Genomic DNA, 19,695 nt, shown 5'->3' with positions numbered 1-19,695 from the left:
GAGATCATGCCTCCTTGGCAAGGGCGGCGTCCTTCTCGAGCGTCTCCCAGATGCCGTTGATGTAGGTGCAGCCAAGCGCCCTGTCATAGAGGCCATAGCCCGGACGTCCGGTCTCGCCCCAGATCATGCGGCCATGGTCGGGACGGATATAGCCGTCGAACCCGTTCTCGAAGAGCGCCCGGCACATGCGCCAGACATCGAGCGAGCCTTCGCGGGACAGGTGCGGCGCCTCGTAGAAGTCCTTGCTCTTTCCCGGCTCGAGATAGCGGATGTTGCGCATGTGGACGAAGTGGATGCGTCCGCGCTTAGAGAACTCGTCGAGGATCGCGTAGACGTCGTTTGCGGGCTCCTCCGCGATCGACCCGCAGCAGAGCGTGATGCCGTTCGCGGGGGAATCGACCGCACGGCAGAGCCAGTCGAGGTCGTCGCGGCTCTTGATGATGCGGGGAAGGCCGAACATCGAGTAGGGGGGATCGTCCGGATGGATTGCCATCTTCACGCCGCACTCCTCGCAGGTCGGGATGATGGCCTTGAGGAAGTAGACGAGGTTGTCGCGCAGGGCCTGCTCGTCGACGTCCTTGTAGAGCTCGAAGAGCTCCTTCAGGTGGGCGAGGCGCTCGGGCTCCCAGCCGGGAAGGACATAGCCGTCCGTGCCGTGCGCGTAGCGCTCGAGCAGCGCGTCCGGGTCGTCGGGGATGTCCTCCTTCCTGAAGCAGAGCGTGGAGGATCCGTCGGGAAGGCGATAGTCGAGGTCGGACTTCACCCAGTCGAAGACCGGCATGAAGTTGTAGCAGATGACCTTGACGCCGAACTCGGCGAGATTCCTGATGGTCTCCTTGTAGTTCTCGATGTAGCGGTCGCGGGAGGGAAGGCCTGCCTTGATGTCGTCGTGGATGTTCACGGACTCGATGACCTCGCACTCGAGGCCATGCTCCGCCGCCTGGCCCACGAGCGCCGCGATCTTCTCCTTCGGCCATACCTCGCCTGCCGGCACGTCCATCAGGCATCCGACGATGCCCGAGACGCCCGGGATCTGATGGATGTAGTCCAGAGGGATCGGATCGGACCCTTCCCCGTACCACCTGAATGTCATCTTCATGAGCGGAATCCTCTTTTCGCTGTGATGCCTATCCGACATAGTGCTTGATCGTTGCTGCAACGGCTCCCGGACCGGAAAGCTCCTCGAGCAGCATCTGCTCCACCTTCGCGCCGAGCCCCGCCTCATAGAGGTCGACGACGAAGATCTCCCTGTTCGAAAGGATCGGCCCTGCCGCGGCATGCACGGATGCCGCATCGGCACAGCCAAGCGAAAGCGGAGAGAGCTGTGCCTGGAGCTCGTCCAGGAGCGGATCGGGGCTGGGGTCGAACGGAGCGCCATTGTCGTCCACGCCGATCAGGTAGCGCAGCCACCCTGCGATCGCGAGGGGGATGAAGGTCAGGCTGGACGGATCGAGATCCGGATCATCTGCATAGGCCTTGAGCGTATGCCCGAAGCGCACCGGCACCTTCTGGGAGGTATCGGTCGCGATGCGCTGCGGCGCATCGGGAAGCGCCTTGTTCGGCAGGCGCTTCTCGAGGAGCTCGTCGATGAAGGAGCCTGGGTCGATCACCTTGGGATCGACGACGACGGGCAGGTCCTCGTCGTAGCCGATATGGCGGATCAGCGCCACCAGATCCGGGTCTTCCATCTCCTGCCAGATGCGCGTATAGCCGAGAAGGCACCCATAGACGGCAAGCGTCGTGTGGAGCGGATTCAGGCAGGCGGTGACCTTCATCGTGTCGGCACGCTCAGCCGTCTCGCGGTCGCAGAGGATGACGCCGCCGGCCGAAAGGTCGGGGCGGCCGTTCGGGAAGGAGTCCTCGACGACGAGGTAGTGCGCCTGCTCGGTGTTGGAGAAGCCGGCGAAGTGCGCACGGCCGGCAGCGATGAGCGGCAGGTCGTCGAAGCCCTGCTCCTTCAAGGCCGCCTCCGTCTCGGGGGAGGGGTTCGGCGTGATGCGGTCGATCATGGTCCAGGGGAAGCTCACCTGGGACTCGTCGGACACATAGGAGACAAAGCCCCCGTCCACGAATCCGTTCTCCTGCCATGCCTGGGCGACATCGAGGACCGCCGTGCGGAAATGCTCGCCGTTGCGGCTGAAGTTGTCGGTCGAGACCATGGCGATGGGGGCAGCGCCTGCCTGGTAGCGGGCATGGAGCAGTGCCGCGAAGGTCCCCATCGTCGTCTCCGGCGCAGCGGGGCCGGAAGCGAAGTCGCTCTCTGCCTGGGCAGAGAAGCTGCCATCTGCCGTGCGCAGGGCATAGCCCTTCTCGGTGATCGTCACCGTGACGAGCTGGAGCTCGGGGCTCTCGAAGTAGGCCCTGGCACGTGCCCAGTCCTCGGGACGCTCCGCATTCGCGAAGAGCGCATCTGCCGTGGAGGCAAGCACGCGCTCCGAAAGCGAGCCGTCGGGATTCATGACGACCTGGAGGATATCGTCGTTATATGGCCTGTAGAGCTCGTCGACCGTGAAGGGACGGAAGGTCTCCATGACGACGACGCCGCGGGAAAGCTCTCCTGCATCGATCAGGTCCTGGGCGATCGCTGCATGGAAGGCACGGTAGAGATTGCCACCTCCCACATGGATCCACACCGGCTGCTTCCTGCCGGCCTCGCGCACGGCATCGACGTCGCCTTTCGGCAGCCTGATGCCGTATTCCTCGAATTCCCTGCGCTGGCTCTGCCACTGTTTGAGGGACAACATGTCGATCTCCTTGACTTTAGGGCGCTGTTCGGGCTCCTGCTTGGTATTGATGCTGTTACTAGTATATCAGTTGAGATGCTTTGTATAGTACAGTTTCGCCTGAAATTCTTGAGATTTCGGTCACTGTCTGATACCAATTCTTGTCAAGACCTCAAATATGCCCAAACAGACCCAGAATCCGTGCACCATTCGATGAACTCCTCTGACCATACTCGTATATCAATCACGCCGGTTCGCTACCGCATGAAAATGAACTAATATACTCTTGAGCGTCATCAATACCAACCAAGGAGCTGTCATGGCAGACGAGCAGACCCAGGAATCAGGAGAGAGCCTCCAGCTCAGAGCCTACGAGACCATCCGCGAAGGCATCCTGTATGCGACCTATGCCCCCGGAGACAGGCTCCAGGTCAAGGACCTGTGCCAGGATCTCGATATGGGCAGGACCCCGGTCCGCGAATCCCTGGTACGCCTCAGGCAGGAGGGGCTGGTCGAGACCGTTCCCCAGAGCGGCACCTACGTGCGCTGCATCAGCCTGCGCTCTGTCGAATGCGCACGCTATGTGCGCGAGACCCTCGAGCGCCAGGTCGCCGTCGAATGCTGTGCACGCATCGATGCCGCGGGCGAGGAGCTGCTCTCCCAGATCATGCACCGTGCCCAGGATGCCTGCGCGTCCCACGGGACACGGGAGTTCTTCGACAGCGACAACGAGTTCCACGAGGCGCTCTACCGCATCGCCGGAAGGGACCGGGTCTGGGAGTGGCTCGGCACCCTCGATATGGACCTGCAGCGCTACCGGTGGCTGCGCGTGCTGACAGAGAAGCTCGACTGGAATGCGATCATGCACCAGCATGACAGGATCTTCGACGCAATCTCCGGCCACGATGCAGAGGAGACCGACTTTCTGGTCAGCAACCACCTGCATCTGCTGTTCGAGGAATCCTCTGCCGTCATCGACCGCTTCCCCACCTACTTCATCGAGGACCGCCCCCAGAAGCAAGCGCATGGCCGCGCCTGAGCCTGCCCAGAAGCATCAGCCCCGTCGGCTAAAGACATCTTCTCGAGCATGCAGCAGCCCGCACTGCCGCTCTGCCGCGCATCTTCTACAATCGGGAGCAGAGAGGGGCTTTGGCCCTTCGGAAAAGCGATCAGAAAGGCGGGCTCATGCCAAAAGGGCGTATGGAAGCCATGAGCGACGGCGTCATTGCAATCATCATCACGATCATGGTCCTTACCATCTCGGCTCCTGAAGGAGCGACGTTCGAAGACCTTGCCTCGCTCGGCCCGGCAGTGCTTTCCTACGCAATCAGCTTCGTCGGCGTCGGCACCTACTGGAACAACCACCACCATCTGCTGAATCTGGTGCAGCGGGTCGACGGCAGGATGCTGTGGTCGAACCTGCTCTTCCTCTTTGTCATGTCCTTCATGCCGGTAGCGACCGACTGGCTCCAGAAGACCCATTTCCAGACGCTTCCGACCACCGTCTACGTCGTGCTCAACCTGCTGCTGTCGCTTTCCTACATGAACCTCGAGCGCGTCATCCGCCACGACCTGGCGTGCCAGTACTCCGTCACGGGCATGGAAGAGCTCCAGAAGCGCTCGCTGGTGAAGGAGCGCGCAACGCTTGGCCTGGAAGTTGCTGGCATCGTTCTGGCAATCTTTGCTCCCCAGACGCATATCGCCTTGGCCGCCATAGCGCTTGCCTTCGCATTCTGGGTGGTCCCTGACCTGAGAATCGTGCATCTGCTCGATTTCATGTCCTCGGACAGCGAAGACGGGGCGCGGTAGGAAAGAGAAGAAGGCTCCGTCCGGCAGATGCCAAAGAGCGGCACGGCGCCTTCTTTCCGACAGCTGTCTTCTTCTCCCTTTCCATGCCAGAGCGACGGCTGGGGGGGTATCAACACAGGAAGGCCGCCAGGGCCGCACAGCGGTCTTCGGCTTCCCGGAACCTGCGATGCCGGCACATGGCAAAAAAGGAGAGGATAACGATGAAGCTTCTTCGTGCAATGCGCGAGCCCCTGAAGTATGTCCAGGGCAAGGATGCGCTCCTGAAGTTCAAGGACGAGATGGGATACATGGGGAGCCGCTGGCTCTTCATCTGCTCCAAGAGCGGCTACAAGGCCTGTCACGACAAGATCGAGCAGAGCTTCGGCGATGACTCAAGCTATCGCCGCTACGAGGTCTTCGGCGGCATCTCGAGCAAGGGCGAGATTGCCAAGATGAAGAAGATCGTCGAAGAGGACAAGATCGACGCCGTGGTCGCCTGCGGCGGCGGCTCGGCAGTCGATACCGCAAAGGCGACAGCCTACTACACCGGCAAGAAGGTCGTCATCATCCCGACGGTCGCCGCGACCGATGCCCCCTGCACCGGACTCTCCGTCATCTACAACGACGACGGCAGCTTCGACAAGTATCTCTTCTATCCCCAGAACCCGGACGCCGTGATGGTCGACTCCCAGGTCATCGCTGATGCACCGGCACGCTTCCTCATTGCCGGCATGGGCGATGCTCTGGGCACCTACTTCGAGGGCCGCGCCTCCATCCGCACCGAGTCCCCGAGCCTTGAAGGCACCGGCATCACGCGTGCCGGCATGGCACTGGCAAAGCTCTGCTACGAGACACTCAGGAACTACGGAAAGCAGGCTCTTGCTGCCTGCGAGAACCATGTGGTCACGCCGGCACTCGATGCAATCATCGAGGCAAACGTCTATCTGTCCGGCGTGGGCGCAGACAACGTGAACTGCGCTGCTGCCCACTCGTTCTATAACGGGCTCACGGCACTCGGCGGCCATAGCGTGCCGCACGGAAACTGCGTCGCCTTCGGCACGCTGGTCCAGCTCACGCTCGAAGGTGCCACGAAGGAGGAGTTCGAGGACATCCAGGACTTCTGCCTGGATGTCGGCCTGCCTGTGACGCTCGAAGAGCTCGGCGTCACGACCGACGAGCAGATCCATACGATCGCAGAGCATGCCTGCGTCCCCGGCGAGACGATCCACAACCTTGCAGGCGATGTCACGCCCGACGAACTCTATGCCGCCATCGTCGCGACCAATGCCCAGGGCGAGGCACTGCTTGCTTCCAAGGGCGAGGGCTCCACTGCCTGCTAGCAGGCACTCCTGCCCCATCCGCCGCATGAAGAAGGGGATTCTGGCCAGGCCAGGGTCCCCTTTTCCCTGCCTATGGGACAGGGAAAAGGACGCAGAGCCGATGCTTCCCTATGCCACGAAGCCGCCGGCACGCAGCATCCAGAGCCACAGCGTGAGCGTCAGGGCACATCCCAGCGTTGTCATCATCACGATGGTCGAGGTGAGCGTCCCGTCGTGTCCCATATTGCGCGCCATAACATAGCAGCTCACCGTGGAGGCAGACCCCAGCATCACAAGCAGGGCAATGAGCTGCTGGTTGCGAAATCCCATATGGATAGCCAGGGGCATGAAGACCACGACGAGCCCCACAAGCTTCACGACGCTTGCCACGGCAGAGGCGCCCAGGCTCCTGCGCGCAGGCGGAACCTGAACTCCGCCCCCAGAGCCATGAGACCCAGAGGCGTCGCGAGCACCGCCACGTTGCCAACGGTCGACGCCAGAATCTTGGGCATGGGCAGGCCCAGAAGCGACCAGGCAAACCCTGCAGCGATTCCCAGGATGATGGGGTTGGTCGCAACGCCGAAGAGTGCCTTGCGCACCAGCGCGCCCACCGTAGGGCCAGACGAGCCATCTCCTGGCGCCGTGAGCGTAAGCGCCACTACGGCAGCCACGTTGTAGAGCGGAACGCTCCCCAAGATCATGAGCGCCGCCATGCTGGTCGAAGAGCTTCCATAGACATTCTGGATGAAGGCAATGCCCAGAATCGCTGCCGAGCTGCGGTAGCTCGCCTGGATGAATTCGCCGCGCTCGGCCACATCGTGCACGACCAGATGGGACAGCAGCACGATTGCCACCATGCTCGCCGCTGTAGCGACGAAGCAGAACAGCACATAGCGCCCATCCCAGGCAGCCACAAAATCCTGGGTCGCAAGATCCTGGAACAGCAGGACGGGAAGGGCCACTTTGAACACGAAGGCGTTGAGGTAGTCTGCAAAGCGCCTGTCCATCAGCCCGATATGCCGCAGGAACATGCCCAGGAGCATGGTAAGAAAGATGGGAAATGTCGCATTGACGCTGAAGATGAAGCTGTCCACAAGGTTCCTTTCGCAATCCGCCTGCGCCGTGGCGCCACCAGCCGGCAGCGACGCAGTCTGAGGCATTGTAGACCCAGGCGCATCGAGCGGACGGATCCGCAACGCCCCGGTTACCACATGCAGGCAAGAACGCCAAAGTCTGCAGCCGGACCAGGTCGTGCGTCCTCCCTTGAAAGAAAGCTTCCTTAGAGGCGGCCAGCCATTCAGACCGTTCGCCGCTTGATGATTCTCGGGGAACGGCATCAGGCTGCCAGGAGAAGAAGCCCGGAAAGCCCCTGCGGCACAGTCTCCAAAGCACCGCATCGGAGCGCGCTCCATGCGCCATGCCAGCCGTCTGAAGCGGCAAAAAGGGCTCTTCGCTGTTTCTGGCGGGCAACACCTGCCAGCTTCTTCTGGGAAGCGAAGCCCAGGTGGCCCCATCTCAGGAATGTCATCGTTCTGTAGCAGGCGATGCTCCTGAAGCCCCTGGCAGCGCTGCGGCGGACCGGATCGTCGCATCGAGGCCTTCGCGGACAGACTCTCTCTTCCGCCAGCTGGGCATGCGCTCCCGCTCCTTCCCGAGCGTTCCTGTTGTGGCCTTCATCTCGGCCACTGGGGAGCGCATCATCCAGGAAAAGAGCCTGCCGAGTGCGGCCGCGCGCCTCGGCATCCGCCAGACAGCCCCGCCCGGCATGCGCAGCGCCGAATCCATCTGGACCGCCGTTAGCCCGGGGGCCATGACCAGCGTCTGTGGCTCGAAAAGGGCATGAGGCGTGAGCCCATCCTGCCCCCTGGCATGGATGCCATGCTCCGTGTGTTTTGTCAACACGGTCTTGTCCGAGATTGCCCGCTGACCAGTTTCGCTAGGAACGCATTCCTGCTGAAGCCCGACGGATCGGCAATGCGCATGCTCTTCTTGTCCGCGAGCTCTTCCTCCGTCCCGGCCTCCTTTGCCCGGTTGAGGGCAGCCCAGCCCTTGAGCCAGCCAGCGCGCCTGCTTGCGTGCGTGATGATGGAGACTGCCGCGGACCTGTCCGGCGTGTCCATGGCACATAGAACAGACTGGAGCCTCCGGGCCGGACTTATGGCCCATGCGAGCCGCTCCGGCACCCGGGCCACTGCGATACCGAAAGGGCATTTCCCTGGCTTTTCCGGACGGACCTGCAGACGTGGCTGCAGCTGGCCGGGCGGGCCTGAAGGCAAGGCATCGGCGGCTAGACGCTCAGCTCCGCTTCCGCGAACAGAACCGCCTTGCCGGCAATCTTCACACGGCCGTCCGCCAGGGTGGCACGAAGCTCGCCTCCCCGCTCGGATGCCTGATAGCAGCTGAGCTCCGTCTTTCCCAGCCTTGCACACCAGTACGGCGCAATCATGCAGTGCGTGCTACCGGTTACAGGATCCTCGTCGATAGCGAGCTTGGGTGCAAAGACCCGCGAGACGCAGTCGTATTTCTCGCCTCGTGCCGTCACGGCCACAAGAAGCCCGTCCAGCTCCTTCAGGCGTCCCTGGTCGGGATGGAGCTCGCGGACGTCTTTCTCCGAGGGAAGCACGAGCATAAGATCACGGTCGAGATAGGCCTCCTTGGGCCTCACGCCAATCGCTGCCTCCATAGCATCAGTGACAGGAACGGCTGTGCAGGCGTAGGACGGAAAGTCCATCACATAGAGGTCGCCCTGCCGCTCGACAGAGCACCTGCCCACCTGCGTGTCGAAGGCAATGGATGCGGCATCCGGACAATAGAAGCGGAAGAGCACGAATGCGGTGCCGAGGGTCGCATGCCCGCAGAAGTCGATCTCACCGCCCGGCGTGAACCAGCGCAGATGCCACCCTTGCTGCTCTCGCACGACGAATGCCGTCTCCGAGAACCGGTTCTCCTTCGCGATGTCTTGCATCAGCCGGTCGGTAGGCCATTCGTCGACGACGCAGACGGCAGCCTGGTTCCCGCAAAAGAGCTGGTCGGTAAAGGCATCGACAATGTATTGCTTCATGGAAGTCTCCTGTTTCTGCCGCTTTCCAGAGCGTGACCATTCTCCCACAGCCCCGGCTCTCTGCCAGGGACGCCTGCAAAGGCAGACAGACTCTTGACGGCACGGCACTACCCTGAAGCGAAGTCCTGTTGCCAAGGACGGCTATGATGGCAGTCAGAAGAGCCGCGAGAAAGGTGAAGCATGGAGAAGCTGCCGCCTCTGCAGAAGATCTATGAAGCATGGAGCGCCCTTGCCGATGGCAGGGTCGAGATGGGAGAGGACACCGCAGACGTCGCTTCCTCGAACGGTGCCAAGCACTACACGGTCAGCTGGACCGAAGACACGTATTCCTCGAACGACAATGCAAGCTACTGGCAAGGATACGCAGGATATCCCGTCCTCGCTGTCCTCATGAAGCAGGGAAAGCTGCCCTGCGCCGATATGCTCGTCCCCCGCTTTGCGCATATCGACTGGAATGCCCTCAACAAGAAGCACAAGAGGGACTATGCCGCAGCGGCACAGGAAGCCTTCGAGGAGGCAGGCCTTGCCGCTGACGAGATCGCTCGGGCAGAGGCGGCAGCCCAGAAGGCGCTCGAGGCCCTGGCGGCCCTTCCCATCAGGATGAAGCGCAAGGGACGCCCTGCCAAGTAAACGAGCAGGAAATGTATCCGCCGTATCATCGAAGCGGACCGATCCAAGCTGTCAGAGCAGCCAGAACAGAGGAGGAGCAATGACTACGACCGAGCTCATCAGACTGGACAATGGATATGCAGAAGGAACCATGGTGCCGGCACTTGCCGGCGAGGGACACGCAAACCTGCTTGTGATCCGCTGTGCCAGGGGCTTTCTCATGTGCGGATACCTGAGCCTCGAGAAGGCAGAGCAGCTCGGCGATGCAGCCGTGCGTGTCGCAGGGTCGAGCTTCGATGAGGTCCTCACGAACAAGATCACCGGCATGACGCCTGCCGCCGAAGCCCTTGGCATCACGCCTGGCATGAGCGGCCGCGAGGCGGCAGGGATCCTGAACCGGCAGTAGGCAGGGGCGCAGCTCCTGCATGTCTGTCCTTCCGCTCATGGATTGCAGGAGTATTTGCCTCATCCTGCCATCCGATACCGTATCATCGGGTGGACCAGATTGCCGGACACCGCTGCCGGCCCATCACAGATACGAGGCAGGCAGACATCTCTGCCTGCACTTTCCAGAAAGAGGATTCCATGGAACTCACCGGCCGCCAGATCAGGCAGCTCCGCAGCCTCGCCAACAGGCTCGAGGCAACCGTCGGCATCGGCAAGGCAGGCATCACGGATGCTGTCGTGCACCAGATGGACAATGCACTCGAAGCCCATGAGCTGGTGAAGTGCTCTGTCCAGGGAAGCGCTGGCATGGACACCCGCGAGGCTGCTATTGCCCTCTCCCGACCGACCCATTCTGCCGTCGTCCAGGTCATCGGCCACCGCTTCGTGCTCTACCGCGAGACCCACCGCGACGATGTGGAGAAGATCCAGCTCGTCAAGTAGAGCCTACTCAGACAGCCAATTGCCCAGTCGGCCCGCTTCCAGATGGAGGCGGGCCGACTTTGTATCAGAGGAGCATCGAAAGATGGAGCCATCTGGTCAATGTGCCAGACAGCCAAGCGGAACGACATGGACACCATCAGGCCGCGTGTAGGCATACTTGCCCCCGGTCAGCACCATCAGGAAACTCGGAGCACCCATCTTCTCGTGATCCACCTTCTCAGATAGCGACAAGAGATTGCCGGCGCCTTCCTCTATGCGGTCCTTGCCTCCGAGCTTCACCTCTATGCCAGCCCAGTGCCCATCATTGAGCTGGATGACAGCATCAGCCTCGAGGCCGTTTTTGTCTCGATAGTGATAGATTCTCCCTCCGAGCGGACGTGCATACACGCGCAGATCGCGAACGCAGAGCGTCTCGAACAGATAGCCCATGGTATTCAGGTCGTTGAGCAGTCCTTGCGCATTGCAGCCCAGCGCAGCTGCCGCAAGAGACGGATCGCACAGGTGCCAGACACGTGCCTTGCGAAGCGGTGTCTTGGAACGAAGATTGGGAGCCCAGGCTTCGATATCAGTAATGACATAAAGCCTACGCAGCGCATTGAGATAGACCCTGAGCGTCGGGTCGCTGATCTTGACCGTGTCCTGGACATCTGCCAGAAGGGTTGCCAACGATGCTTCCTGAGCGCTGCAGCGCGCAAGAGAGCGCAGAAGAGCCCGTGTCCTTGATGAATCGAGATCCTGGTTTGCAGCTTGTGAGACATCTGTTTCGCAGAGCGCCTCTATGTAATCTTCCGCGATGCCTGGATCTGGCCTTCCGAACGAGATGGGCGCGGGCCAGCCTCCATTGCAGATGAGTTCAGCATAGCCCTCGATATCGATATCCGAGCTTCCCTGAACGCGCCCATTCTCCTCAAAGAGTTTTGCCAAACTCACGTCTTTGGAGGAATCCCCCGACTCTTCCAGCGTCATGGTATCCATCTCCATGCGCGCGATACGGCCTGTTCCCGTATGCTTCGGAGCATCCTCCTCGTCGAGGCTGAGAGGAGTTGCAGAACCAGTCAAGATATACTGGCCTGGAACGCCGCCCGCAACATCCACGGCATTGATTACCGTATCCCAGAGCACAGGAGCTACCTGCCACTCATCAATCAGGCGCGGTTTGCCTCCTCTCAGCAGGAGAGACGGCTGTATCTCAAGTGCATCCGCGCTAGCAGCAAGCACATCTGGATCGCGAAGCATAAGGGAGCTCTTTGCTACCTGCTGACAGGTCGACGTCTTGCCGCACCACTTTGGCCCGCGTACAAGAAGTGCACCAGAACGGTCAAGACGCTTTGAAAGCTCTTCGTCAGCTATCCTAGGCATGTATTTCATATTAGGCCTCCCATCAGGGAATATCGTACCCTACTTTAGGGTTTGGCTGCTGTTCCGCTTTAGGGTTTGGCTGCTGTTCCGCTTTAGGGTTTGGCTGCTGTTCCGCTTTAGGGTTTGGCTGCTGTTCCGCTTTAGGGTTTGGCTGCCGGCGCAGTCTCCGACATTGCTCGGGCAGCCAAACCTCAGCGCTCATTGCACTTCAGGGACGATATACCGCCTCATCTGCCAGCTCTACCCCATTGAAGATACGCTCCACTGCCTTCTCGTACTCATCTGCCTTGCGGACCTTCCTCACAAGACGCCACACCTTCTGCGGATCTGCGAAAGCGAACCGCGCATAGGACCACCACTCCTTCATGCGGAAGAGGGCATTGCCTCCCATCTCTTCCTCATATCCCTCGAATAGCCTGTCATGGAACTCCCTGATCTCCTCAGCTGTAGCGGCAGGACCGCCTTTTAGCATGCGCCCCAGGGCCGGATTTGCCAGGATGCCCCGGCCCAGGAGGACATGCGTGGTCGCAGGATAGCTCCTCAGCAGCTCTTCGAAGTCTGCGACCGAGAAGATGTCCCCGCTGTATGCGACAGGGAAGGGTGCCTTCTCGAGCGTCTCTCCATAGCATGAAAGATGCGGTGTCCCCCGGTAGAGCTCTGTCCTCACCCGGGGATGGACGATGAGCTCCTTCAGAGGGCAGCGGCAGAGGACAGCAAGGATTCTCCCGTATTCCCCGACATCGGCAAGGCCCAGGCGTGTCTTGACCGAGACAGGCAGAGGCGACCTGGCACAGATGTCCTGGAGAAACCTCTCGAGCCCTTCCGCATCGCGCAGAAGCCCGGCGCCCTTGCCTTTTGCGACAACCGTTCCGGAAGGACAGCCCAGATTGAGATTGACCTCGCTGTACCCGAGCTCGGCCAGAAGGCCCGCTGTCCAGACAAAATCGTCGGCATCCTTCGTCAGCAGCTGGGGGATGACAGAGCGGCCATCCTGTTTTCCCAATGCCTTCAGCGTCTTCTCGGTGAAGGCCTTCCCTGGATGTGCCGGCGCGATGAAGGGGAGATAGCAGCTGTCGAGCGCACCGAAACAGGAAGCATGGGCTTTGCGGAAGACAGGTCCGGTTATTCCCTCCATAGGTGCCAGCGAGAGCTTCACAGGCTTCTCCTTCATCTCGTCTCGGCAGAAACAGCAACTCCATTGTATCCGCCGATGGCGCACCGCCATGAAGTCCCTCAGCATATAGAAGAAGGGAGATGCCCCGAGCATCTCCCCTTTCTGCAATCCGTCCAACTCTTTTATCTCTATGCCTTGTGCCAAGGTGCATGGCCATTCGCGATGTTGAGGAGGCTCGTTGCCAGCCATACCGGCATAGCCCCTCCTGCGCAGTTGACGAGGCCGAAAAGTGCACATCCTGCGCTCGATGGCACCGGCAAGCGCCTGGCCCACCTGGCACACGGTCACCATGGCCGTGCCGCCACGTGTCAAGAGCACGTTCTTCTTCATCTTGGCAATGGACTCGACAAGGAAGACCCAGACGGGACGCCTGCTGCGAAGATGAAGTCATCGCAGCTGCAGAAGTGGGCCTTGAGCTCATCATCTGACATCTCGAGGTAGTTGCCGAACTCGATCTTCATCTCCGGAGGAAGCGGCGCCCCTTCCGGCAGCGGCGGCAATGCGAGCGTTGCCGCCTCATGGCCGCGGGCTATGAGCTCGTGCGCCGCCTCGCTTCCCAGAAGCCCTGTGCCGCCGACCATGAACTCCTCCATGGAATCCTCTCGCCATCTGTCCAGCCTTCGATTGCAGGAAACGATAGCGGCGGGAGGAGCTTCAAATCTTATCTATATGTCCTCTAGCTTTCACATCTTGTCCTCTAGCTTTCACATCTGTCATTGCATGCCGGCACAGCAGAGAATCTGCACGGCGAAAGAGACCTACCATAGGGAAGACAGCAAGAGAAGGAAGGCTCTCCATGGATATCAGGATCAAGCGCCCCTATGAGGCGGCAGCGCCCGACGACGGCTACCGTATGCTCGTGGACCGCCTCTGGCCCCGCGGCATCAAGAAGGAGAATCTCAACATGGACGAGTGGGCAAAGTGCTTTGCCCCCTCGACCGAAGCAAGGAAGGCCTTCGGCCACAAGCCGGAGAACTTCGATACGTTCAGGCAGCAGTACCTGGCCGAGCTCAGCTCATCCGATGAGGCAAAAGCAGAGGCAGCAAAGCTCAAGGAGCTTGCGCCCGAGACGATCACACTCCTCGTCGGCGCCAAGGACCCCGCCTTGAGCCAAGGCCCCATCCTCAAGGAATGGCTCGAGCAGCAGCTTGCCTAGATATCGGATGCCTCGATAGCGGTGACCAGGAATGCAGCGGCACCTTCGCCTGCCCTGGAGTCGTAGTACTCCTGGAAGCGCGGATCTGCCACATACATCTGGCCCAGGCCCACATGCATCTCATGTGTGAGCGTACGGCTCTTGCCCCAATGCGCCTGCACCCAGGCTGCATGCAGGCGCACGAGCTCCGCCGCTTCTGCGCCAGACGGGTCGCCGGACTCCATGGCAGCCTTCAGCTGCACGATGATTCTTCCTTCGAGCGTTGCAAGGTCATTCCACTCGTCCTTGTCCATGCTCCGCACAGCCTCGTTTGCCGCGTCGACCGCTGCATCGCCGTACCGGGCCCTGGCTTCGCCGCCATAGCGCCTTTCGTTCTCCTCGATTGCAGCCTCCTTGAGGCCACGGAACCTCTCCTCCGAGCTCATCTTCTTTCCTTTCTGCATGTTCTCGAGCGTGCGCTCGGCGCATTCCCGTGCTGCACGCAGTCCGCGCTCGCGCTCCTCGAGCAGCGCTATCTGCTCTTGAAGCGCCTCTTCCTCATCCACGCCGCGTCTTTCGAGAAGCTCCCCTATGCGGGCAAGCGGCATCCCGCAGGCACGCCAGAGAAGGATCTTCTGCAGCCGCGCTGCATCAGCCTCCGAATAGATGCGGTAGCCATTCTCCTGCCGCTTCGGCACGAGGAGCCCCCGTTCGTCGTAGAGCCGAAGCGTACGCACGCTCACGCCGGCAAGCGTGCCAAGCTCCTGTATCGAATAGCCATGTGCGCTCACGGGCGCTTCCTTTCTCTCTGACATCTGCATGCTAGACCCTGACGTTGCGTGAGGGTCAAGAACTTCCTGCTGTCTTTTTCGGGATCTGGCTTGACTTACTATATTGATTGTACACAATTATATTGCACGCAATATTTCATGGATTCAGGAGGCTCCCATGTACGATTACGATGTCGCATTCATCGGTTCAGGCCACGCAGCATGGCATGCAGCGCTGATGCTCAGGAAAGCAGGAAAGCGCGTTGCCTTTGTCGAGGAGGATACAGTTGCCGGCACCTGCACAAACTGGGGCTGCAATGCGAAGATCCTGCTCGATACGCCTTTCGACTATGTGGATGGCCTCGAGCGCTTCCGCGGCATGGGCATCGATTCGGTGCCTTCCGTAAACTGGAAGGAGCTCATGGCCTACAAGAAGAAGGTCGTGAACCCGATGCACACGGTGCTCGAGGGCATGTTCGAGCAGGCCGGCATGCCGGTCTACCATGCCCATGGAGCGCTCGTCGATGCCCATACAATCCAGGCAGGAGATGAGCGCATCACGGCCGAGACGATCGTTATCGGCACAGGAGAGCACCCCCGAAAGCTCGCCATCCCCGGTTCCGAGCATATCCACGACAGCCGCGACTTCCTCGATCTCGACCAGTTCCCGGCACGCATTGCCTTCATCGGCGCCGGCATCATCTCGATGGAGTTTGCCTCCATCGCTGCCAAGCTCGGTGCTGAGACTGCTGTCATCCAGCACGACCAGCGGATCCTCGGCATGTACCCGAAGAAGTATGTGGACCGCGTCGTCCAGAAGATGGAGCAGGAAGGCGTCACGTTCCTTCTCGACCACGATGTGGCGGAGGTGAGGAAGGCAGGAGATGCCTACCAGCTTGTCTTTGCCGACGGAGAGGCGCTCGAGACCGACTATGTCCTCGGCGCCACGGGGCGCGAGGCAAATGTGGAAGGCCTCGGCCTCGAAGCTCTGGGCATCGCCTGCTCCTCCCGCGGCATCGAGGTCGATGATCACATGAGGACCTCCGTGCCGAACATCTATGCCTCGGGCGACTGCGTCGCAAAGCGCATCCCGAAGCTCACACCGACCGCGACCTTCGAATCGAACTACATCGCCGCGCAGATCCTCGGCCTCTCCGATGCCCCGATCTCCTATCCTGCCATCCCGAACCTTGTCTTCACCCTGCCCCGCATCTCCCAGGTCGGCGTCACGCTCGATGAAGCCGAGAAGCATCCCGAGCTCTGGCGCACCGAGACCGTGGAGTACGGCAAGAGGCTCCTCTTCGAGGCAAAGAACGAGATGGACGCCGAGTTCACGTTCGTGTTCTCGAAGGAGACGGGGCTCCTTGAAGGCGCGGCCTTCTTCGGCGAGGATGCCGGCATCTGGGCCGACCTCGCAGCGCTCGTGATCTCGCAGAAGATGAGCGGCCTTGCGCTCTCCCAGCTTATCTTCACGTTCCCGACTGAGTCCCAGGGCATGCTCTCCCTGCTGATCCCGCTCCTGCCCCTGAAGTAGAAAAGCGGCACAACCTTGTCCTGCGGCCTGGCGGCATCCCCGCCAGGCCGCATTCATGTGAAAAGACCGCGTTCCGTCTAATTGGCACCATTTTTCTATCATTTTTTTCCTACTATTGCGCTAGGTGTTGTCATAACCACGGAATTTGGGGTAGGCACCCAATACGCTGGTCTCCAGCGAAGCAAAGATACATCAGTCAGGAGGCACCCTATGAACGAGACAGCAGGACGCACCTTCTCCATCGCAGACGAGAATCCAGCAGCCGAGGGCTGCACGATCTCCAAGGCCATCGAGGATTCGAGCGGCAACACCATCTCCTATTTCAGCCTCGGCCAAGACACCGACATCTCGGCCGAGCTCTATAGCTACCCGAAGATCCACTATGTCGTCTCGGGCACGCTCGAGGAGACCGGAGTCAATCCGGCCACCCTCAAGGCAGGAGACGCCTACCTCACGCCGATCGATGTCCCTTCCGGCCAACATGCGACGGAGGACACCGTCTACCTCGAGATCGCTCTTGCAAAGGACTCTGCCACGAACCTTCCCGCCGAGGCAGGCAAGGCCTTCACGCTCGCAGATGCTGTGCCTTACGCTGACGGCCGCATCGTGAACCGCGACCTTGCCCACAATGCACACCTGAAGCTCGTCGAGATGGCATTCGACGCCGGTACCGGCCTCTCCGAGCATGCCGCTCCGGGCGATGCGCTCCTGCTTGCCCTCGACGGCGAGGCGACCGTCATCTACGAAGGCAAGGAGCACGCCTTCCCGGCAGGCTCTGCCTTCAAGTTCGATGCGGGCGGCAGGCACGCCATCCGCGCCGACAAGCGCTTCAAGATGGCGCTCCTCATCTCCCTCATCTGATAGAAACCCGCTGCCGGAAAGGATATGGATCATGGCAGAAGCGATAGATCTCGATGCCAGCGTCTTTGAGACATGCACGGCACACCCTGAAGTCAAGGACCTTATGGCCGGAGCAGGCTTCTCGGAGATCGTGAAGCCCGGGATGCTCCAGACGATGGGGAAATTCATGACAATCAGGAAGGGATGCAGCGTCAGGGGCGTCAATCTCGACGAGCTTGTCCGCACCTTCCAGGCTCATGGCCTCGCTGTCAAGGGCTATGAGGAGGCACAGAAGGCAGCTGAGCCCGAGGCTCCTGCTCCCGCAGCCGGGCCTGAGCCGGCAGCCGAGGCTCCTGAGGCGGCTGCTCCCAAGGGCGCCAAGACCGCAGCCGAACGCGAGGAGGAGCTCGCAGGCTTCGTCTCCCGCCTTTCTCAGGGCGAGGACCTCGAGAGCGTCCGCGCCGACTTCGTGCGCGACTTTGCGCAGGTCTCTGCAGAGGAGATCGCCCACGCCGAGCAGAAGCTCATCGAGGGCGGCGTGCCTGTGCCTGAGGTCCAGAAGCTCTGCGACGTACACTCCGCACTCTTCCACGGCAGGACCGAAGAGGAATGCACGCTCTCGAACCTCACGCCGAACACCCTTCCCCAGGGCCATCCCGTCTCGATCCTGAAGCTCGAGAACACGGGGCTCGAGCAGGTGCTCGATGCACTCGACAGGGCGCTTGCAGCAGGAGATGCCGATAGCGTGAAGCAGCAGCTCAATGCCCTGCGCGACCTCAGGAAGCACTATGCAAAGAAGGAAGAGCTCCTGATGCCGCCTCTCTACGAAGCAGGCTTCACCGGCCCCTCTGATGTCATGTGGGGCGTGGACGACGAGATCGTGCACGAGCTCTCCGACATCTCGAGGAGCTGGAATGCAGAGACCGCAGCAGAGCTCACGCCCCGTCTCGAGAAGCTCGTCTCCCGTATCCGCGAGATGATCTACAAGGAGGAGCAGATCCTCTTCCCGCTCTGCCAGGAGAACTTCGACAAGGATACCTGGTATGAGGTCTACCGCGACCTGCCTGACTTCGGCTGGGCCTTCATCGAGTCTGCCCCGAAGTGGCTTGACGGCGAGGTCTGGACAAAGCTCGAGGCAAAGAAGGGCGAAGCCACTCCTTCCGAGGATGGCTATGTGACGCTGCCGACCGGCAAGCTCACGGTCTCCCAGCTTTCCCTGATCTTGAAGCTCCTGCCGGTCGACCTCACGTTCGTCGACGCCGAGGACCATACGCAGTTCTTCACGAACGAGGGCAAGGTCTTTGCCCGTCCGCTCTCCTGCCTCGGCCGCGAGGTCTGGAGCTGCCATCCGCCCCGCGTCCAGCCGATCGTCCGTTCCCTCATTGCCGACTTCAAGGCCGGCACACGCGACAGCATGGAGGTATGGATGCCGAAGGAGGGCATCCCGACCCGCGTGCAGTATCTTGCCGTGCGCGATGAGGACGGCACCTACCAGGGCACGCTCGAGATCGTACAGCAGTTCGACGGCGTCCTCGAGAAGCTCGAGGGCCTGGCCCAGGGTGGCGCAAAGCCGCCCATGCCGCCTGTGCAGGCATAGCGGGAAAGAAAGGCAGCGACACCAGAAGAGGCAGCTCCCAGGGAGCTGCCTCTTCTTTCATGCTATGCCAGCTTCTCCCTCAGCGTGGAGAGCATCTTGGCTGCATCCCCATCGACGAGGATGGCCCGCTCCGCAAGCTCCGCCGGAGCGAAGACCTCGCCGGCATTGAGCTGGACATACGTTGCGTGCCTGTTCCCGAGCGCCATGCGCCAGAACGGGAACTTGATGATCGAAGGCGTATTGCCGCCGACACCGATCTCAAGCAGCACGACCCGGTCCCGGCGGTGGTCCTTGAGGAACTTGTCATAGCGTTCGGCTGCTGCATGCCAGCCTGCATCCTCGACGAACGTGTCGTCGCAGCGCAGGTTGGGAACGAGGGGCTCGCCGCACCGGGGGCAGCGCGGCACAAGCTCTGACGGCACGCGCATATCCTTCTGCTCGCGCACCATTGCCTCGACCATGTCCTTGTTATCGTAGGTCTCCTGATGGCAGGGAACGGAGCACTGGAAAAGGCCGTAGTCGCCCTGCGTATAGAAGAGCCGCTCCTTCTCTATTCCGGCGCGCTGGAACTGATGGTCCACATTCGTCGTGAGCACGAAGTAGTCGCGCCCTTGAAGCAGGGCGGCAAGGTCCTTATATGCTTCGCCCACGGGACACGCATAGCGGTTCAGCCAGATCGATCGGCTCCACCATGCCCATAAGGTCTCCTTGTCCGGGAAGGGATAGAAGCCTCCTGTATACATGTCCTCGATTCCGAAGCGCTCATGGAAATCGGCAAAAATGGCTGAGTACCTCCGGCATAGTTAGGCTCCCTGAACTGCAAACGGCTTAGGCAAGCTCGCAGGAAGCTTCGGCTGGACCGTGGCCGTGGCTGCGATGCCGGAGAGCGGGACATGCA

20 protein-coding genes are annotated in these 19,695 nt (G+C 61.0%); 10 read left to right on the top strand and 10 right to left on the bottom strand.

Annotation, left to right across the window (positions count from 1 at the left end):
* Nucleotides 1-4: 4 nt before the first annotated feature.
* Both uxuA and VXJ24_RS09890 read right to left on the bottom strand, forming a co-directional pair.
* Nucleotides 5-1,099, bottom strand: coding sequence for a mannonate dehydratase (gene uxuA / locus VXJ24_RS09895; protein WP_330972757.1), 1,095 nt, complete (start codon nt 1,097-1,099; stop codon nt 5-7).
* Nucleotides 1,100-1,127: 28 nt separating this feature from the next.
* Nucleotides 1,128-2,744 carry a mannitol dehydrogenase family protein gene (locus VXJ24_RS09890; RefSeq protein WP_330972756.1) on the bottom strand — a complete coding sequence of 539 codons (1,617 nt, stop codon included), beginning with the start codon at nt 2,742-2,744 and terminating at the stop codon, nt 1,128-1,130.
* Between the two features lie 298 nt (nt 2,745-3,042).
* On the opposite strand from VXJ24_RS09890, the gene VXJ24_RS09885 reads away from it, so the two are divergent.
* The 3 genes from VXJ24_RS09885 (at nt 3,043) to VXJ24_RS09875 (ending at nt 5,851) form a co-directional block, all read left to right on the top strand.
* The gene (locus tag VXJ24_RS09885) at nt 3,043-3,762 is read left to right on the top strand and encodes a GntR family transcriptional regulator (protein WP_330972755.1); all 720 of its coding nucleotides are present in this window, start codon (nt 3,043-3,045) and stop codon (nt 3,760-3,762) included.
* A 146-nt stretch (nt 3,763-3,908) separates the two neighbouring features.
* Complete coding sequence (locus VXJ24_RS09880) at nt 3,909-4,532, top strand: TMEM175 family protein (protein ID WP_330972754.1); 624 nt, start codon at nt 3,909-3,911, stop codon at nt 4,530-4,532.
* Nucleotides 4,533-4,732: 200 nt separating this feature from the next.
* Complete coding sequence (locus VXJ24_RS09875) at nt 4,733-5,851, top strand: glycerol dehydrogenase (protein WP_330972753.1); 1,119 nt, start codon at nt 4,733-4,735, stop codon at nt 5,849-5,851.
* A 108-nt stretch (nt 5,852-5,959) separates the two neighbouring features.
* On the opposite strand, the gene VXJ24_RS09870 is transcribed toward VXJ24_RS09875, so the two are convergent.
* The 3 genes from VXJ24_RS09870 to VXJ24_RS09860 form a co-directional block, all read right to left on the bottom strand.
* Nucleotides 5,960-6,220, bottom strand: coding sequence for a hypothetical protein (locus VXJ24_RS09870; protein WP_330972752.1), 261 nt, complete (start codon nt 6,218-6,220; stop codon nt 5,960-5,962).
* Nucleotides 6,205-6,924, bottom strand: coding sequence for an AEC family transporter (locus VXJ24_RS09865; protein WP_330972751.1), 720 nt, complete (start codon nt 6,922-6,924; stop codon nt 6,205-6,207). The genes VXJ24_RS09870 and VXJ24_RS09865 overlap by 16 nt, the downstream gene beginning before the upstream one ends.
* Before the next feature lie 1,193 nt (nt 6,925-8,117).
* Nucleotides 8,118-8,891 carry a PhzF family phenazine biosynthesis protein gene (locus VXJ24_RS09860; protein ID WP_330972750.1) on the bottom strand — a complete coding sequence of 258 codons (774 nt, stop codon included), beginning with the start codon at nt 8,889-8,891 and terminating at the stop codon, nt 8,118-8,120.
* 180 nt (nt 8,892-9,071) lie between these two features.
* Here VXJ24_RS09860 and VXJ24_RS09855 point away from each other — a divergent pair, with 180 nt between their 5' ends.
* The 3 genes from VXJ24_RS09855 (at nt 9,072) to VXJ24_RS09845 (ending at nt 10,388) form a co-directional block, all read left to right on the top strand.
* Nucleotides 9,072-9,521 carry a hypothetical protein gene (locus VXJ24_RS09855; RefSeq protein ID WP_330972749.1) on the top strand — a complete coding sequence of 150 codons (450 nt, stop codon included), beginning with the start codon at nt 9,072-9,074 and terminating at the stop codon, nt 9,519-9,521.
* A gap of 79 nt (nt 9,522-9,600) precedes the next feature.
* Nucleotides 9,601-9,906 (top strand): YunC family protein, encoded by a 306-nt coding sequence (locus VXJ24_RS09850; protein ID WP_330972748.1) that lies wholly within the window; start codon nt 9,601-9,603, stop codon nt 9,904-9,906.
* A 179-nt stretch (nt 9,907-10,085) separates the two neighbouring features.
* Nucleotides 10,086-10,388, top strand: coding sequence for a YhbY family RNA-binding protein (locus VXJ24_RS09845; RefSeq protein ID WP_330972747.1), 303 nt, complete (start codon nt 10,086-10,088; stop codon nt 10,386-10,388).
* Between the two features lie 96 nt (nt 10,389-10,484).
* On the opposite strand, the gene VXJ24_RS09840 is transcribed toward VXJ24_RS09845, so the two are convergent.
* From VXJ24_RS09840 to VXJ24_RS09830, 3 genes are all read right to left on the bottom strand, one after another.
* Complete coding sequence (locus VXJ24_RS09840; RefSeq protein WP_330972746.1) at nt 10,485-11,756, bottom strand: ATP-binding protein; 1,272 nt, start codon at nt 11,754-11,756, stop codon at nt 10,485-10,487.
* A 199-nt stretch (nt 11,757-11,955) separates the two neighbouring features.
* Complete coding sequence (locus tag VXJ24_RS09835) at nt 11,956-12,918, bottom strand: tRNA dihydrouridine synthase (RefSeq protein ID WP_330972745.1); 963 nt, start codon at nt 12,916-12,918, stop codon at nt 11,956-11,958.
* A gap of 329 nt (nt 12,919-13,247) precedes the next feature.
* Complete coding sequence (locus tag VXJ24_RS09830) at nt 13,248-13,514, bottom strand: NAD-dependent epimerase/dehydratase family protein (protein WP_330972744.1); 267 nt, start codon at nt 13,512-13,514, stop codon at nt 13,248-13,250.
* Nucleotides 13,515-13,717: 203 nt separating this feature from the next.
* Between VXJ24_RS09830 and VXJ24_RS09825 the strand changes: the two genes are divergently transcribed.
* Entirely contained in the window at nt 13,718-14,077 is a 360-nt protein-coding gene (locus VXJ24_RS09825; RefSeq protein WP_330972743.1) for a DUF488 domain-containing protein, read from the top strand.
* Here the strand turns inward: VXJ24_RS09825 and VXJ24_RS09820 are convergent.
* On the bottom strand, nt 14,074-14,847 hold the full coding sequence (locus VXJ24_RS09820) for a MerR family transcriptional regulator (RefSeq protein ID WP_330972742.1): 774 nt from the start codon (nt 14,845-14,847) through the stop codon (nt 14,074-14,076). The genes VXJ24_RS09825 and VXJ24_RS09820 overlap by 4 nt on opposite strands.
* A 157-nt stretch (nt 14,848-15,004) precedes the next feature.
* Between VXJ24_RS09820 and VXJ24_RS09815 the strand changes: the two genes are divergently transcribed.
* The 3 genes from VXJ24_RS09815 to VXJ24_RS09805 all read left to right on the top strand — a co-directional run bounded on the left by VXJ24_RS09815 (nt 15,005) and on the right by VXJ24_RS09805 (nt 18,797).
* Nucleotides 15,005-16,360 carry a dihydrolipoyl dehydrogenase family protein gene (locus tag VXJ24_RS09815; protein WP_330972741.1) on the top strand — a complete coding sequence of 452 codons (1,356 nt, stop codon included), beginning with the start codon at nt 15,005-15,007 and terminating at the stop codon, nt 16,358-16,360.
* A gap of 210 nt (nt 16,361-16,570) precedes the next feature.
* A complete protein-coding gene (locus VXJ24_RS09810) occupies nt 16,571-17,221 on the top strand; it encodes a cupin domain-containing protein (protein WP_330972740.1) in 651 nt (216 codons plus the stop codon).
* A gap of 31 nt (nt 17,222-17,252) precedes the next feature.
* Nucleotides 17,253-18,797, top strand: coding sequence for a DUF438 domain-containing protein (locus VXJ24_RS09805; RefSeq protein ID WP_330972739.1), 1,545 nt, complete (start codon nt 17,253-17,255; stop codon nt 18,795-18,797).
* Nucleotides 18,798-18,859: 62 nt separating this feature from the next.
* Here the strand turns inward: VXJ24_RS09805 and VXJ24_RS09800 are convergent, their stop codons facing one another.
* Nucleotides 18,860-19,447, bottom strand: coding sequence for an SIR2 family NAD-dependent protein deacylase (locus VXJ24_RS09800; RefSeq protein WP_330972738.1), 588 nt, complete (start codon nt 19,445-19,447; stop codon nt 18,860-18,862).
* Nucleotides 19,448-19,695: the final 248 nt, after the last annotated feature.

Origin of the sequence: Olsenella kribbiana (assembly GCF_036408795.1) — a bacterium.
GTDB classification, from domain to species: Bacteria; Actinomycetota; Coriobacteriia; order Coriobacteriales; family Atopobiaceae; genus Olsenella_L; species Olsenella_L kribbiana.
This window is presented reverse-complemented; position numbering and strand designations above follow the sequence as displayed.

Coding starts and splice junctions, on each gene's coding strand:
- VXJ24_RS09880 (WP_330972754.1), top strand. CDS start 3,909: ATGCCAAAAGGGCGTATGGAAGCCATGAGCGACGGCGTCATTGCAATC.
- VXJ24_RS09855 (WP_330972749.1), top strand. CDS start 9,072: ATGGAGAAGCTGCCGCCTCTGCAGAAGATCTATGAAGCATGGAGCGCC.
- VXJ24_RS09825 (WP_330972743.1), top strand. CDS start 13,718: ATGGATATCAGGATCAAGCGCCCCTATGAGGCGGCAGCGCCCGACGAC.
- VXJ24_RS09890 (WP_330972756.1), bottom strand. CDS start 2,744: ATGTTGTCCCTCAAACAGTGGCAGAGCCAGCGCAGGGAATTCGAGGAA.
- uxuA (WP_330972757.1), bottom strand. CDS start 1,099: ATGAAGATGACATTCAGGTGGTACGGGGAAGGGTCCGATCCGATCCCT.
- VXJ24_RS09885 (WP_330972755.1), top strand. CDS start 3,043: ATGGCAGACGAGCAGACCCAGGAATCAGGAGAGAGCCTCCAGCTCAGA.
- VXJ24_RS09805 (WP_330972739.1), top strand. CDS start 17,253: ATGGCAGAAGCGATAGATCTCGATGCCAGCGTCTTTGAGACATGCACG.
- VXJ24_RS09815 (WP_330972741.1), top strand. CDS start 15,005: ATGTACGATTACGATGTCGCATTCATCGGTTCAGGCCACGCAGCATGG.
- VXJ24_RS09835 (WP_330972745.1), bottom strand. CDS start 12,918: ATGAAGGAGAAGCCTGTGAAGCTCTCGCTGGCACCTATGGAGGGAATA.
- VXJ24_RS09850 (WP_330972748.1), top strand. CDS start 9,601: ATGACTACGACCGAGCTCATCAGACTGGACAATGGATATGCAGAAGGA.
- VXJ24_RS09840 (WP_330972746.1), bottom strand. CDS start 11,756: ATGAAATACATGCCTAGGATAGCTGACGAAGAGCTTTCAAAGCGTCTT.
- VXJ24_RS09875 (WP_330972753.1), top strand. CDS start 4,733: ATGAAGCTTCTTCGTGCAATGCGCGAGCCCCTGAAGTATGTCCAGGGC.
- VXJ24_RS09810 (WP_330972740.1), top strand. CDS start 16,571: ATGAACGAGACAGCAGGACGCACCTTCTCCATCGCAGACGAGAATCCA.
- VXJ24_RS09860 (WP_330972750.1), bottom strand. CDS start 8,891: ATGAAGCAATACATTGTCGATGCCTTTACCGACCAGCTCTTTTGCGGG.
- VXJ24_RS09830 (WP_330972744.1), bottom strand. CDS start 13,514: ATGGAGGAGTTCATGGTCGGCGGCACAGGGCTTCTGGGAAGCGAGGCG.
- VXJ24_RS09845 (WP_330972747.1), top strand. CDS start 10,086: ATGGAACTCACCGGCCGCCAGATCAGGCAGCTCCGCAGCCTCGCCAAC.